At 74.4% G+C, this 14,657-nt stretch carries 10 protein-coding genes; 4 read left to right on the top strand and 6 right to left on the bottom strand.

Features of this window, described 5'->3' with window-relative positions; translation table 11 throughout:
* Positions 1-131: 131 nt before the first annotated feature.
* Complete coding sequence (locus tag ACZ4YL_RS06105; RefSeq protein ID WP_468114128.1) at positions 132-3,707, bottom strand: ATP-dependent helicase; 3,576 nt, start codon at positions 3,705-3,707, stop codon at positions 132-134.
* A gap of 192 nt (positions 3,708-3,899) precedes the next feature.
* The gene (locus ACZ4YL_RS06100; RefSeq protein ID WP_468114126.1) at positions 3,900-4,262 is read right to left on the bottom strand and encodes an MGMT family protein; all 363 of its coding nucleotides are present in this window, start codon (positions 4,260-4,262) and stop codon (positions 3,900-3,902) included.
* Between the two features lie 167 nt (positions 4,263-4,429).
* On the opposite strand from ACZ4YL_RS06100, the gene ACZ4YL_RS06095 reads away from it, so the two are divergent.
* The 3 genes from ACZ4YL_RS06095 (at position 4,430) to ACZ4YL_RS06085 (ending at position 10,339) form a co-directional block, all read left to right on the top strand.
* On the top strand, positions 4,430-7,288 hold the full coding sequence (locus ACZ4YL_RS06095; RefSeq protein ID WP_468114124.1) for a lysylphosphatidylglycerol synthase transmembrane domain-containing protein: 2,859 nt from the start codon (positions 4,430-4,432) through the stop codon (positions 7,286-7,288).
* Positions 7,289-7,409: 121 nt separating this feature from the next.
* Complete coding sequence (locus tag ACZ4YL_RS06090) at positions 7,410-8,669, top strand: SUKH-4 family immunity protein (protein WP_468114122.1); 1,260 nt, start codon at positions 7,410-7,412, stop codon at positions 8,667-8,669.
* A gap of 77 nt (positions 8,670-8,746) precedes the next feature.
* Complete coding sequence (locus tag ACZ4YL_RS06085; RefSeq protein WP_468114120.1) at positions 8,747-10,339, top strand: alpha/beta hydrolase; 1,593 nt, start codon at positions 8,747-8,749, stop codon at positions 10,337-10,339.
* An 83-nt stretch (positions 10,340-10,422) separates the two neighbouring features.
* Here the strand turns inward: ACZ4YL_RS06085 and moeZ are convergent, their stop codons facing one another.
* From moeZ to ACZ4YL_RS06065, 4 genes are all read right to left on the bottom strand, one after another.
* Positions 10,423-11,601: an adenylyltransferase/sulfurtransferase MoeZ gene (gene moeZ / locus ACZ4YL_RS06080; protein ID WP_468114119.1), complete on the bottom strand. Its 1,179-nt coding sequence runs from the start codon at positions 11,599-11,601 to the stop codon at positions 10,423-10,425.
* Between the two features lie 84 nt (positions 11,602-11,685).
* On the bottom strand, positions 11,686-12,441 hold the full coding sequence (locus tag ACZ4YL_RS06075; protein WP_468114117.1) for a spherulation-specific family 4 protein: 756 nt from the start codon (positions 12,439-12,441) through the stop codon (positions 11,686-11,688).
* On the bottom strand, positions 12,429-13,439 hold the full coding sequence (locus ACZ4YL_RS06070) for an NAD-dependent epimerase/dehydratase (RefSeq protein WP_468114116.1): 1,011 nt from the start codon (positions 13,437-13,439) through the stop codon (positions 12,429-12,431). Before ACZ4YL_RS06070 ends, ACZ4YL_RS06075 begins: the two co-directional genes overlap by 13 nt.
* Before the next feature lie 136 nt (positions 13,440-13,575).
* Positions 13,576-14,355, bottom strand: a complete 780-nt coding sequence (locus tag ACZ4YL_RS06065; RefSeq protein WP_468114114.1) for a hypothetical protein — start codon at positions 14,353-14,355, stop codon at positions 13,576-13,578.
* Here ACZ4YL_RS06065 and ACZ4YL_RS06060 point away from each other — a divergent pair.
* On the top strand, positions 14,317-14,583 hold the full coding sequence (locus ACZ4YL_RS06060; protein ID WP_468114112.1) for a hypothetical protein: 267 nt from the start codon (positions 14,317-14,319) through the stop codon (positions 14,581-14,583). The genes ACZ4YL_RS06065 and ACZ4YL_RS06060 overlap by 39 nt on opposite strands.
* The last annotated feature ends 74 nt before the right edge of the window (positions 14,584-14,657 follow it).

Genomic DNA, 14,657 nt, shown 5'->3' with positions numbered 1-14,657 from the left:
GGCATCGCAAGGCGGACGAGGGAGTCCATGCGGAGCATCGACGACCGAGGACAACGCGGCGAGTCGCGGCACCAGGCCCCGCGAGCCCGGCCTGACCGGCAAGACACCCCCTGGCGCTCCGGCTGCCGGGCTCACTCGACGGTCTGGCGGCCCTCCGGGCGGGCGCTGCACGAGCTGCGGAAGGAGCAGTGGTCGCAGTGGCGGCCCGCGGCGGGCGCGAACCGCTCGTCCAGGACCCGGCCCGCGGCGGTGGCCAGCAGGTCGCCGACCCACTCCCCGTCGAGCGGCTGCTGGGCCTGCACCTTGGGCACCGCGTCGCCGCCCTCGCGGATCGCGGCGCCCTGGCGGAGCTGGACGAGCTCGGCGCCGCCGGGCTCGGGGCGCAGGCCGTCGAAGACCTCGTCGACGGCTCCCTCGCGCACGGCGAGCTGGTAGACGGCGAGCTGGGGGTGGCGGGCCACCTCGTCGCGGGTGGGCGCCGACCTGCCGGTCTTGAAGTCGACGACGTACGCACGCCCCTGCGGGTCCGATTCGACCCGGTCCATGGAACCCCGGATGCGGACGGCGACCTCACCGGCTTCGAGTGTGACGTCGAACTCGTGCTCCGTGGCCACGGCCTCGCGGCCGCCGCGGTCGGTGGTGTGCCAGCGCAGGAAGCGCTCCAGGGCGGCGCGGGCGTTGTCCTTCTCCTGGCGGGACTTCCAGGGGGCGTCGAAGGCGAGGGCGTCCCACACCGAGTCGAGGCGTTCCATGAGGACGGCCAGGTCGGCGGGGGTACGGCCGGAGGCGACCTCGTCGGCGAGGACGTGGACGACGTTGCCGAAGCCCTGGGCGGCGGTCGAGGGGGTGTCGGCCTTGACCTCGCGGCCGAGGAACCACTGGAGGGAGCAGGTGTTGGCGAGCTGTTCCAGGGCGCTGCCGGACAGGGCGACGGGCCGGTCCCGGTCGCGGAGGGGGACGCTGCTGCGGGTGGGCTCGTACAGGCCCCACCAGCGCTGCGGGTGCGCGGCGGGGACCAGCGGGCGGTCCTCGTCGTCGGTGAGCGCGGCGAGCCGGGCGAGGCGGCGGGCGGCCGCGTCGCGCAGGGCGGGCGAGGCGTCGGGGTCGACGGTGGTGGCGCGCAGCTCGGCGACGAGCGCGGCGACGGCGAGGGGGCGGCGGGGGCGGCCGGTGACGTCGCGCGGGGGGACGCCGAGCTCGGTGAGGAAGCGGGAGGGCTGGTCGCCGTCGTCGGCGGGGGCCTTGACGGCGGTGACGACGAGGCGGTCGCGGGCGCGGGTGGCGGCGACGTAGAAGAGCCGGCGTTCCTCGGCGAGCAGGGCGCCGGGGGTGAGGGGCTCGGCGAGGCCGTCGCGGCCGATGCGGTCGGCCTCCAGGAGGGAGCCGCGGCGGCGGAGGTCGGGCCACAGGCCCTCCTGGACGCCGGCGACGACGACGAGGGACCACTCCAGTCCCTTGGAGCGGTGGGCGGTCATCAGCCGGACGGCGTCGGAGCGGGTGGCGCGGGCCGTCAACGTGTCGGCGGCGATGTCCTCCGCCTCCAGTTGTTCGAGGAAGTTGAGCGCGCCACGGCCGCCGGTGCGTTCCTCGGCGCGGGCGGCGGTGTCGAAGAGGGCGCAGACCGCGTCGAGGTCGCGGTCGGCGTTGCGGCCGGCCGCGCCGCCGCGGCGGGCGCTGCGCTCCAGTCGCTGCGGCCAGGGGGTGCCGTCCCAGAGGACCCAGAGGGCCTCCTCGGCGGTGCCGCCGCCCTGGAGCAGCTCACGGGCCTTGCGCAGGAGCAGGCCGAGGCGTTGTGCGCCGCGGGCGTAGGCGGGGTCGTGGGCGGTGAGCCGCTCGGGCTCGGCGAGGGCGCGGGCGAGCAGTACGTCGGAGGGCGCGGGCACCTTGACGCCGGCGGCGCGCTCCTCGTCACGCAGGGCGCGGCCGAGCCGCCGCAGGTCGGCGGCGTCCATCCCGCCGAGGGGGGAGGCGAGCAAGGTGAGGGCGGCCTCGACGGTGACGCCTCCGGCGGGGCCTGCGAAGTCCTCGGGGCCCGGCCCCGGGCCCGCTTCGACGGCGTCGGGCTCGCCTCCGGCGGGGGAAGCTTCCCGCCCACCCGCCCCGACAGCGCGAGCGAGCTCGCCGCCCTGTTCGCCTCCGGCGCGGTGGCCGGGGCCGGGCTCGGCTGCGCCGGCGGAGCCGGCGGGGGCCTCGGGGCTTCGCCCCACGTCCGGCTCGACCGCGGCGTCGGCCGGCGTCGGGACGTCGGAGTGCGCCTTATCGGCGGCAGGCGGCAGCGCCGGGTCCGCTCCGGTGGAGCCGGTCGGGGCGGCGGCGGCCGGCCGGTCCGGCTCGGCCGTGACGGGCTCGGCGGGGTCGGTGGTGGCCGAGGTGGCTGAGACGCGGAGGGCCGTCAGGAGGGGGGAGACCGCCGGTTCGTGGCGCAGGGGGGTGTCCGCGCCGTCCGTCTCGACCGGGACTCCCGCCGAGATCAGGGCGCGGCGCATCGCCGGGAGGGTGCGGCCGCCCGCGCGGACCAGGACGGCCATGTCCTGCCAGGGCACCCCGTCCTCCAGGTGGGCCCGCCGCAGGATGTCGGCGATGTTGTCCAGCTCGGCGCCCGCCGTCGGGTACGTGAAGACCTCCACCCGCCCGCCCTCCCGCACCGGCGCGAGATTCCGGTGGGCGCGGACCGCCTCGGCCGGCAGCCGCGGGACCGGCATCCGGGTGGTGAGCAGCCGGGTGGCCGCCAGCAGGGCCGCCCCGGAGCGGCGGCCGACGGTGAGGGCCTTGACCCGCGCGCCGGGGAAGGCCGACTCGAAGTCCAGGACGTTGTTGATGTCGGCGCCGCGGAAGGCGTAGATCGACTGGTCGGGATCGCCGAAGGCGACCAGCGTGCCGCCCGGGCCGGTCAGGGCGCGCAGCAGCCGCAGCTGCGAGGCGTCCGTGTCCTGGTACTCGTCGACGAAGATCGCGTCGTAGGCGGAGGCGAGGGACGGCGTGCGTTCCGCGAGGAGCACCGCCCGGTGCAGGAGTTCCGCGTAGTCCAGCGTGCCCTGCATGTCGAGGACGTCGAGGTACTCGGAGAGGAAGGCCGCCGCCGCCTTCCAGTCCGGGCGGCCGATGCGGTCGGCGAACGAGGAGAGGGCCTGCGGCCCGAGGCCCAGTTCGCGGGCGCGGGCGAGCACCGCCCGGACCTCGTCGGCGAACCCGCGCGTGGTCAGCGCGGCCCGCAGGTCGTCCGGCCAGCGGATGGAGCGGATCCGGCGCTGGCCCTCCAGGAGGGTGCGGACCATCACGTCCTGCTCGGGGCCGGACAGCAGCCGCAGCGGGTCGGCGAAGAGGTCGGTGTCCTGGTGGGCGCGGACGAGTCCGTAGCAGAAGGAGTGGAAGGTGGTGGCCTGCGGAGCGCGCGCGCCGCCGAGGCGCAGGGCGGCCCGGTCGCGCAGCTCCACCGCCGCCTTGCGGCTGAAGGTGAGGATGAGGATCCGGGCGGGGTCGGTGCCCGCTTCCACCCGGGCGGCGACGGCTTCGACCAGCGTGGTCGTCTTCCCGGTGCCCGGTCCGGCGAGGACCAGCAGTGGTCCTCCGGTGTGGTCAACCACCGACCGCTGCGCTGCGTCCAGCACAGGGGGATCCACCCGTTCCGGCCCGGTGCGCACGAGGCGGTACGCGTCGGGGGTCCGCGTACGCCGCCGTTCGGTGCGGTCGGAGGAAGAGGTGATCACGTGGGGTGCCGGTCCTGGTGGGTCTGCGGGGTGTGGCGGTGTTGCCGTGCCGGCTCGCGCGGAAGCCGCCGCGGAAGCCGAAGGGGCAACGCTACGGCAACCGGCCGACGCGGCGCAGTCCCCCCGGGTACCCCGGACGGACGTTCGGGCCGTCGCCCGATCGCCCGTCCGGGCCGCGCATGGCCGAAGCTGTCAGGTGTGAGCCTCGTCGCGTGTGCCGTCCTGTCCGCCATCCTGTCCGGGGGACCCGTCCCAGCGCGCCCGGCGCATGTCCAGCCGCGGCTCGCCGCCCGCCGTCAGGCGCAGCGGGGTGGCCTCGGTCCGGTAGTGCTCCAGGGCGCGCACCTCGTGGCCGGGCAGCGGCAGGCCGTCCGCCCGCACCACGCGCCACCAGGGCACGGCTCCCCCGTACAGGGCCATGACACGCCCGACTTGGCGCGGTCCTCCCTCGCCGAGCCACTCGGCGACGTCCCCGTATGTCATCACCCGGCCGGGCGGAATACGCTCGGCCACCTCCAGTACGCGCTCCGCGTACGCGGGCAGCTCCTCACTCATTCAGCACATGGTGCAGTACGTCGGCCGCGCTCCGGCGGAGGTCTCGCTTCCGCACCGGCGCGCACCCTGATGCCCCGCTGGCCCGTCGGTCCGTGCCACCATCTTCCGGGCGGTGACTGGTGATACGTGATCAAGAAGAGACGGATGTGACGACGAAGGAGCAGGGTGTGAGCCCTCCGGACGGCGCGGCGACCGACGACGGCGCACGCCCTGACGACGGCCGCGCCGCCCGCCCCGAACCCGTCCCCGAGCCCCGTCCGGAGCCCCCGCGCCCCGGCGGACGGACCGGCCGCACAGGCAAGGCCGAGGCAGCCGAGGCAGCCAACGCCAAGGCCGACGAGACCAAGGCCGGCGAAGCCGAGGCCGAGGGAGTCGATGCCAAGGCCGCCCGGGCCCGAGCCGGGGCCACCGCGGCCACCGCGGGCCCGCACGGTCACGCCGCCACGGACGCCGACCGGGTCGAGGTCGACGAACCGCTGCTCGCCGCCCGCGTGCACCGGCCGTCCGACCTCGTACGCCTGCTCGTCGGCATCCTCGGTATCGCCGTCCTCCTCGCCATCGCCGCCTTCGCCCACGGCACCACCGTGGGTCTGGAGGAGGACATCAGCAAGGGCACCGGCCAGGCGCCCGACCTGCTGATCAAGGTCGCCGCGCTGGTGTCCAGCATCGCGGTGCTGCTGCTGCCCGTCGCCTTCGCCATCGAGCGGCTGATCAAACGCGACGGGCTGCGCATCGCCGACGGCGTGCTCGCGGCCGTCCTCGCGCACGGCGTCACCCTCGCCACCGACCTGTGGGTCTCGCAGGCCGCCCCCGACACCATCCAGGACGCCCTGACCCGCCCCGCGGCCGGCGGGACCCTGACCGACCCGGTCCACGGCTACCTCGCGCCCGTCATCGCGTACATGACCGCGGTCGGGATGACCCGCAGACCCCACTGGCGGGTCGCCCTGTGGGTCGTCCTGCTGCTCAACGCCCTGACCATGCTGGTCAACGGGTACACCACCCCCTTCTCGATCATCCTCACCGTGCTGATCGGCTGGAGCGTCGCCTACGGCACCCTGTACGCCGTCGGCTCGCCCAACGTGCGCCCCACCGGGCAGCACCTCCTCGCCGGACTCCGCCGGGTCGGCTTCCAGCCGGTCAGCGCGATGCGCGCGGAGATGCCCGAGGGCCCCGAGCCCTCCGAGGCCAACGACCGGGGCCGCCGCTACCACGTGACCCTGGAGGACGGGCCGCCGCTGGACGTCACGATCGTGGACCGCGAGCAGCAGGCCCACGGCTTCTTCTACCGGGTCTGGCGCCGGCTCACCCTGCGCGGCATCACCACCGGGCGCAGCCTGCAGTCGCTGCGCCAGGCGCTGGAGCAGGAGGCGCTCCTCGCGTACGCGGCCATCGCGGCCGGGGCGAACGCGCCGAAGCTGATCGCCACCTCCGAGCTCGGTCCGGACGCGGTGATGCTCGTGTACGAGCACCTGGACGTCCGGGCCCTCGACGCGCTCGCCGACGAGGAGATCACCGACGAGCTGATCCACCACACGTGGAAGCAGGCACGGGCCCTCCAGTCGCGGCGGATCGCACACCGCAGGCTCACCGGCGACGCCCTTGTGGTGGATCGTTCCGGCAACGTCATCCTGACCGACCTGCGCGGCGGCGAGATCGCCGCCGGCGACCTGGTGCTCCGGATGGACATCGCCCAGCTGCTGACCACGCTCGGCCTGCGGGTCGGCGCCGAGCGCGCGGTGGCCTCGGCCGTGTCGGTGCTCGGCCCGGACGCCGTGGCGGACTGTCTGCCGCTGCTCCAGCCGATCGCGCTGAGCCGTTCCACCCGGGCGACGCTGCGCAAGCTGGCCCGGGAGCGGGCGGAGCGGCAGCGGGAGGCCGTACTGGAGTCCTCGCGGGCGGCGAAGGCGGCGCGCGAGGCGGAGTCCGCGGCCTCCGCGACCCCGGTCTCCGCCTCGGCAGCCGCCGACCGCAAGGCCGAGAAGAAGGCCCTGGAGGATGCGCTGGACGGGGCCCGCGAGGAGGATCTGCTGACCCAGATCCGCCACCAGGTGCTGCTGATCCGCCCGCAGGCGCCGGTGGAGCCGGCCCGGCTGGAGCGGATCCGGCCGCGCACGCTGGTCTCGTTCATCGCGGGTGCGTTCGGTGCGTACTTCCTGCTCACGCAGCTCGCCCACGTGGACTTCGCGACCATCATCGGCGAGGCGCAGTGGGGCTGGGTCGGGGCGGCGCTCGCCTTCTCGGCGCTGACGTACTTCGCGGCGGCGATGAGCCTGCTGGGCTTCGTCCCGGAGCGGGTGCCGTTCCTGCGGACGGTGGTCGCGCAGGTGGCCGGGTCGTTCGTGAAGCTGGTGGCCCCGGCGGCCGTCGGCGGTGTCGCGCTGAACACGCGGTTCCTGCAGCGGGCGGGGGTCCGGCCGGGTCTGGCGGTCGCGAGCGTGGGCGCCTCCCAGCTGTTCGGGCTGGCCAGCCACATCGTGCTGCTGCTGTCCTTCGGATATCTGACCGGGACCGAGAAGACCCCGGAGATGACCCCGTCCCGGGCGGTCATCGCGGGTCTGCTGACGGTGGCCGTCCTGGTGCTGGTGGTGACGGCCGTCCCGTTCATGCGGAAGTTCGTGGTGACGCGGGTCCGGGCGCTGTTCGCGGGCGTGGTGCCGCGCATGCTGGACGTGCTCCAGCGGCCGAAGAAGCTGGTGACCGGCATCGGCGGGATGCTGCTGCTGACGGGCTGCTTCGTGATGTGCCTGGACGCGTCGATCCGCGCGTTCGGGGGCGGCGAGGCCATCAGCTACGCGAGCATCGCGGTGGTGTTCCTGGCGGGCAACGCGCTGGGGTCTGCGGCGCCGACGCCGGGCGGTATGGGCGCGGTGGAGACCACGCTGACCCTCGGGCTGATCGCGGCGGGTCTGGAGAAGGAGGTCGCGATCTCGGCGGTGCTGCTGTTCCGCCTGATGACCTTCTGGCTGCCGGTGCTGCCGGGGTGGATCTCGTTCAACTTCCTGACCCGCAAGGAAGCCATCTAGCCTCCGGCCCGGCCGGCGGATTCGGCTCCGGCCGGCGGGAGCGCCCGCGCCTCGAACTCCGGCGTGGCTGGAGGTTCCGGCCGGCGGGGGCGATGTCCGAGGCGGGTGGCAGCATGCGTACATGAGTGAAGACCAGGACAGCCGTTGCCCGTTCGACGATCCGGCCGCGGTGCTGCGCGCTGACCGGGCGGCCCTGCGGGGCGGCGCCACCGGTGAAGGGGGCGTCGGGCGGGAGGTGTTCACGCAGGCCGAGGCCGTCTTCGGGCGGGCCGACGTGGGGCGGGCGGAGTTCGCCTCGTGGCTGCACTTCGCCGCGACCGTGCTCGGGCACCACGATTACGCCGCCCGCGTCGCCGAGGCCGAACCGGGGCTGCCCTGGCGGACGGTGTGGGCCTGGTGGCGGCCCGTCGGCGCCTACGTGGCGGAGCCGAACCTCAGCGGGGACCACACCGCCGAGGTGTACGACCTCGACGGGGGCGCGGCCGTGAAGGTGTGGGCCCTGTGGTGCGAGGACACCTGGTTCGACCTGGACACGGGACGCCGGCTGCCCGCACCGGCCGACGGTGCGGCCGTCGAGCGGGACGAGGAGGAGCCGGACGGCCCTTGGCTGTTCGACTCGGACAAGGAGGGCTGGGTGCTGAACTGCCCCGGCACCTGGGAGGAGCCGGTCCTGCTCGGCGGCGGCCGCTACCTGTACGCGGAGGCGCGCGGGGTCGTGGTGGTGGAGGGGAACGCCGCGGCGCTCGCCGACTGGCCCCGGGGCGGCGCCGACGCCTCCTCCTGGGACTCCGCCGAGGACACCCCGTGGTTCCGCCCGGGCACGCGCGGCTCCGGTCCGCTCACCGCGGCCGGACTCGCCCGGACCTTCGGCGACGCGTGGGTCACCCGCGTCCCCGGCGGCGAGCTCCCGGACGCGCTGGAGCACCCGGCCACCCGGGAGTTCCTGAGCGGGGTCGGGCTGCCGCGCCACTGGGCCGCGGGCGTCAGCTCGTTCGAGGTCGCCCCGGAGTTGCTGCGGCCGGTGACCGCGCGGGCCCCGGAGGCGGGCGACGAGGACCTCCTGCACCTCGGGACCTTCGACTTCGGGTACACGGCCCCGGGCCTGGTGGGCGTCCACCGCGTCACCGGAGCGGTCCACATGTACCAGGAGTCCGTCATCCCGCTGGCCCGGGACGTGGCGGCCTTCGTCGGGTTCCTCGACGGCGTGCGCCGGTACATGGGCGCCTGCTGGTCCGCGTACCCGGCCGAGGACGGCATCGGGGCCTTCATCGAGGCGATGGAGGCCCTGGATCCCGGGGCGCTGGCCGACGGCTCGCCCTCCGCCGAGACCTGGGGGCACCTGTTCGCCGCGATCACGGAGCTGAGCGTGTACGGCTACTGACGGGAGGGCGGGCGGGCACGCCCCCCGTTCGGGTCAGCGCACGGGCGGGGTCGGGACCGGGCACACAGGATGGGGGCATGCCGACACACGCCTGGCGGGTCACCGCCGCCGCCACGCTCGCCGCCGGGATGCTCGCCACGGCCGCCTGTTCCGGGGACGGCGACGAGAAGAAGACGACGGCCGACGGCTCCCCGGAGGTCAAGCCCCTGAAATGGGGCGACTGCGAGGCCCCGACCGCCGCCCAGGGCGGTGGTCAGGCTCCGCCCAAGGACTGGCAGTGCGCCACTCTCGACGTCCCGCTCGACTACGCGAAGCCCGAGGGCAAGACCATCCCGATCGCCCTGATCCGGGCCAAGGCGCGGGACCAGAAGAACCGGCTGGGCTCACTGGTGTTCAACTTCGGCGGCCCCGGCGGCTCCGGGATCAGCACGCTGCCGGGCTCCGCGAAGGAGTACGAGGCCCTGCGCGCCCGGTACGACCTGGTGAGCTTCGACCCGCGCGGGGTGGGCGGCAGCGATCCGGTCCTGTGCCAGAACGACAAGCAGCTGGACCAGTACTTCGGCGAGGACTCCTCCCCCGAGACCCCGGAGGAGGAGAAGGCCTTCATCGAGAACATCCGGAAGTACCAGGAGGCCTGCAAGAAGAACTCGGCCGAGCTGCTCCCCCACGTCGGTACGGAGAACGCCGCCCGCGACCTGGACCGCATCCGCCAGGCCCTCGGCGACGAGAAGCTGAACTACTTCGGCATCTCCTACGGCACCGAGCTCGGCGGGGTCTACGCCCACCTCTTCCCCAAGAACGTCGGCCGGGCCGTCTTCGACGCCGTCGTGGACCCGACCAAGACCGCCGAGGGGAGCGCCCTGGGCCAGGCCAAGGGCTTCCAGCTCGCGCTCGGCAACTTCGCCCAGGACTGCGTGGACCGCGGTGACGAGTGCCGGCTCCAGGGCAGCACGCCCAAGGAGATCGAGGCCAACATCATCAAGCTGCAGAAGGCGCTGGCCGCCAAGCCCATCCCGGGCATCGGGGGCCGGATGCTCACCGAGACCCAGGCGACCAACGGCATCGCGCAGGCCCTGTACTCGAAGGAGCTGTGGCCGCTGCTGGAACAGGGCCTCGACGAGGCGGAGGGCGGCCAGGGGCAACTGCTGATGGCCCTGTCCGACGCGCTCAACGGCCGTGACCAGCAAGGGCGTTACAGCAACATCGGCGCGGCCAACACCGCCATCAACTGTGTGGACGACAAGGAGCGCTACACCCTGGAGCAGACGAAGGCCAAGCTCGCGGAGTTCCGCGCCGCCTCGCCGGTCTTCGGGGACCTCCTCGGCTGGGCCATGATGTCGTGCACCGGCTGGCCGGTGGCCGGCACCTGGGAGACCCCCGACGTGTCGGCGCCGGGCTCCGACCCGATCCTGGTGATCGGCAACACCGGCGACCCGGCCACCCCTTACGAGGGCGCCCGCAACATGGTGGAGCGGCTCGGCCCGGGCGTGGGCGTGGAGCTCACCTACAAGGGCGAGGGGCACGGCGCGTACAACAGCGGCGACCAGTGCGTCCAGAAGGCGGTCGACACCTATCTGCTGGACGGGAAGGCGCCGGCCTCGGGCACCGTCTGCACCGCGGCCCCGGACCCGACGCCGCCGCCCGAGGCGCCGGAGTCGTCAGCCGCCTGATCCGGTCCGCAGGACGAGACGCCGGAGGGGCCGCACCCCGATCGCGAGGTACGGCCCCTCCGGGCCACTGCTGGTGGACCGGCCTAGTAGACCGGCTTCTCGGGCTCGATCTGGTGGACCCAGCCGATCACGCCGCCGCCGACGTGCACCGCGTCCGCGAAGCCCGCGGACTTCAGGACCGCGAGGACTTCCGCACTGCGGACACCCGTCTTGCAGTGCAGGACGATGCGCTTGTCCTGCGGCAGGTCCTGGAGGGCGGTGCCCATCAGGAACTCGCCCTTGGGGATCAGCTTCGCGCCGGGGATCGAGACGATCTCGTACTCGTTGATCTCACGGACGTCGATGATCTCGATGCGCTCGTCGGTGTCGATCCACTCCTTGAGCTGCTTGGGAGTGATCGTCGAACCGGCGGCCGCCTCCTGGGCCTCCTCCGACACGACGCCGCAGAAGGCCTCGTAGTCGATGAGCTCGGTGACGGTCGCGTTCGGACCGCAGACCGCGCAGTCGGGGTCCTTGCGGACCTTGACCTGGCGGTACTGCATCTCCAGGGCGTCGTAGATCATCAGGCGGCCGACCAGCGGCTCGCCGACACCCGTGAGGACCTTGATGGCCTCGGTGACCTGGATCGACCCGATGGACGCGCAGAGCACGCCCAGCACGCCGCCCTCGGCGCAGCTCGGGACCATGCCCGGCGGCGGGGGCTCCGGGTAGAGGCAGCGGTAGCACGGGCCGTGCTCGGACCAGAAGACCGAGGCCTGGCCGTCGAAGCGGTAGATCGAGCCCCACACGTACGGCTTGTTCAGCAGCACGCAGGCGTCGTTCACCAGGTAGCGGGTGGCGAAGTTGTCCGTGCCGTCGACGATGAGGTCGTACTGGCTGAAGATCTCCATCACGTTCTCGGCTTCGAGCCGCTCTTCGTGAAGGACCACGTTCACGTACGGGTTGATGCCCAGCACGCTGTCGCGGGCCGACTCGGCCTTGGAACGGCCGATGTCCGCCTGGCTGTGGATGATCTGGCGCTGCAGGTTCGACTCGTCGACCTCGTCGAACTCCACGATGCCCAGCGTGCCGACACCGGCCGCGGCGAGGTACATGAGGGCGGGCGAACCGAGACCGCCGGCGCCCACGGCCAGCACCTTGGCGTTCTTCAGGCGCTTCTGGCCGTCCATCCCGACATCCGGGATGATCAGGTGCCGCGAATACCGACGGACCTCGTCAACGGTGAGCTCAGCTGCTGGCTCGACCAGCGGTGGCAGCGACACGGGCACTCCGAAGATGGGAGCATCCCCGCAGGTGCAGGGAGCAAACTGATGGTTGTTCTCCCAGTAACACTGCCACGCCCGTCTTCATTCCAAGACACCTGTCCCGATCCTTGAGACGATTTCGTCCCAGTACGCGGGCATTGAGGCCCACGGGTCGCTGCCGCGCGTCCCGAGCCGGTCGGTGAACCAGATCGTGCCCGCCCCCTGCCAGCGGGCGATCCGCATCGCCTCCTCCAGATGCGCGCGCGGCACCCCGTGGACGAGGTGGCAGAACCGCTCCGCCGGATGGTCCGCGGTCCACTCGGCCACCTGCGACCAGCGGTAGTCGGACCAGGCGCCGGAGAAGGTGACCAGCTGGTCGGCGGCCTCCGCGTAGCCCTCGTACGGGTGCGTGCCGTGCCCGAGCACGATCCGCAGGTCCTCGCCGAGGCCCCGCAGCGAGTCCACGACCCGGCACACCGAGGCCAGTTCCGCCTTGCCGGCCGGGGCCCCGGCCAGGTAGAAACCGCCGACCCCGTACCAGTCGCGGAAGCGGTGGGCGTCGGAGATCAGCTCCCCGAAGGAGCGCGATCCGTCCCGCATCGCGAGATGACCGAGGATCATGCCGCCCGCGCGGCGCAGCTTCGCGGCCGCTTCCGTGCAGTGCGGATCGGGCCGCCCGCCGGGGCCGTCCGCGATGTTGAGCACGGCCCAGTGCAGCGGGGTGCCGGGGCGGGTCAGCTCGGCCCACTCGACGGGGGCGAGGAGCGGGTGCGCGTAGCCGGGGATGCCGAGGCCGAGGCGGCCGGCCTCGGTCGCGGCGGCGGTCACGGCCCCGGGCGGCGTCGTCAGATGCGGCACGCCGCCTCCATCCAGATGTCCGCGAGGGATTCCTCCAGGTTGATCCGGGGCCGCCAGCCGAGCCGGTCCCGGGCGGTACGGACATCCGCCTGCTGCCAGGCTCCGCAGCCGTCCGGGTAGGGGTACGGCTGGGGGGCCGCGGCGGCCATCTGCTCGGCGGTGGCCTCGGAGCGCGGGGAGCCGATGGTGGCCAGTCCGGCCGGGCGGCCGGGGTGCCCGTGCGTCTGCTGGGGTCCGCCGTGCGGGACGTCCAGCTCGTGCAGGGCGCCCGCGTACCCGGCGACCCGGGCCAGGACCGCGGCCGCGTCGCGCAGCCGGACCGCACGGCCGGTGCCGATGTTGACCACGCCCTGGGCGGCGGACAGCGAGGCGGCGTGCACGGCCCGCGCCACGTCCCGTACGTCGACGAAGTCGCGCTGCACGCCGAGCCCGCTGAGCTTCAGCTCGCCGTCGCCCGCCTGCATCGCGCGGCGCATGGCGTCGGCGAGCCGGCCGAGCGGGGATCCGGCGGGGGTGCCGGGGCCGACGGGCGAGAAGATCCGCAGCACGACGGCGTCCAGCCCGGAGCCCAGGACCAGCTCGGTGGCGGCCAGTTTGCTGACCCCGTACGGCCCACCCGGTCTCGGCACGGCGTCCTCGGCCGTGGACGATCCGGGCTGACTGGGCCCGTACTCGGCGGCGCAGCCGAGCTGCACCAGGCGTGCCCCGCAGCCGCTGCGGCGCAGCGACTCGCAGATCGTCGCGACGGCGACGGTGTTGTGCCGGGTGAGTTCCCGGGCCCCGCCCCGGGTCGCTCCGGCGCAGTTGATGACGACGCCCGGGTGGACGGCGTCGAGGAAGCGGGTGAGCGCGCCGGGGCTGCCGGTCGCGAGGTCGAAGCGGACGTCGGCGTCGTCGCCGCGGCCGAGCGCGGTGAGCTGGACGGCGGGGTCGGCGAGCAGCCGGTCGGCGACGTAGCGGCCGAGGTATCCGTTGGCTCCGATCAGCAGCACCCTCATCGCGTGACCCCTTGGTTGGTTGGCTGGCCGGTCATGTCGGTTTCTCCTTGCGGACGGATGGACGGATGGGTGGGGCGGGGTACGGGCAAAGCGCCTCGGCGTCGGCTCCGGAGGTCTGGGGACGTCCCGGGGGACGTCAGGGCCGCGCATGCGCGGAGGCGCGGGCCAGGGCGAGCACGGCGTGTACGAGGAGTCCGGCCGCGGCGGCGAGGGCCGCCGCCGGGACGGGGACCAGGGCGAGGGCGAGGGCCGCGCCGACGGGTGCGCGGTGGGCTCCGTGCCGCAGCAGGAGCCGGGTCAGGAAGAGCAGCAGCGCGAGGGGCACGGCCACCGGGAGCGGCGTTCCGGCGAGCACGGCGGCCGCGGCGGCGGCCCCGGTGAACAGGGCGACGGCCGCCAGCAGCAGCGGACGCGCCCGGTCCGCGAAGTCCTCCAGGGCGCGGCTCCCGTCGAGCCGGGCCCGCGCCCCGGCGGCGAAGGCGACGGCGGCCAGGTGCCCGGGGACGACGGCCAGCGCGAGGCCGACGGCGAGGGCGGTGCCGTGCCGGTACACGGCCCAGCCGGCGACGGCCGCGGCCAGCACGTGCGCGACGTAGGGGAACCGGCCCCCGGCGGCCCGGCCGGGCCACACCAGGGCGGCGGCGACGGCGGCCACGGCGGCGGCCCCGGCCCAGGCCTGCCCGGCGGACGCCGCGGCGCAGGCGAGGGCGCCGGGCAGCAGCGCGTAGCCGAAGCCGCGGAAGGCGGCGGGGCCGGCCGGAACCAGGGCGGGCGCGGCGGCGGTGACCTCCTCGTGGGGGCTGCGTGCGTACAGTTCCTCGGCGAGCGAGAAGACGTCCCGGTGCCGGAACCGTGCGGCGGTGCGGTCGGTGATGCCGTGGGCTTCCAGCCCGGCGGCGATCTCCAGCGGGTCCACGGCGCGTTCGCACAACTCCCGGTGCCGGTGCAGCAGTGCCTTGACGGGATCCCCACCGACCCGCCGCCGAGCCGGCCGCGCAGCCGTCCCGCCGCCCGCCGGTTCAGCCTCGCGCTGGGCCCGTTCCACCTCGCCGGGGGCACGTCCAGCCTCGCGCTGGGCAACTTCAGCCCCGCCGGGGCCAACTCCAGCCTCGCCGGGGGCACCTTCAGCCTCGCCGGCGTTTGAGGCGCGGGGGTCCGGGGGCAGCGCCCCCGGCAACGGCGCCGCGCCGGACCGTGCACCCGAGGGCGGCATCACAC

The sequence above is a fragment of the Streptomyces sp. NPDC030021 genome, from assembly GCF_055574035.1.
The sequence above is the reverse complement of the archived record's forward strand: the minus strand, read 5'-3'. Positions and strand labels throughout refer to the sequence as shown.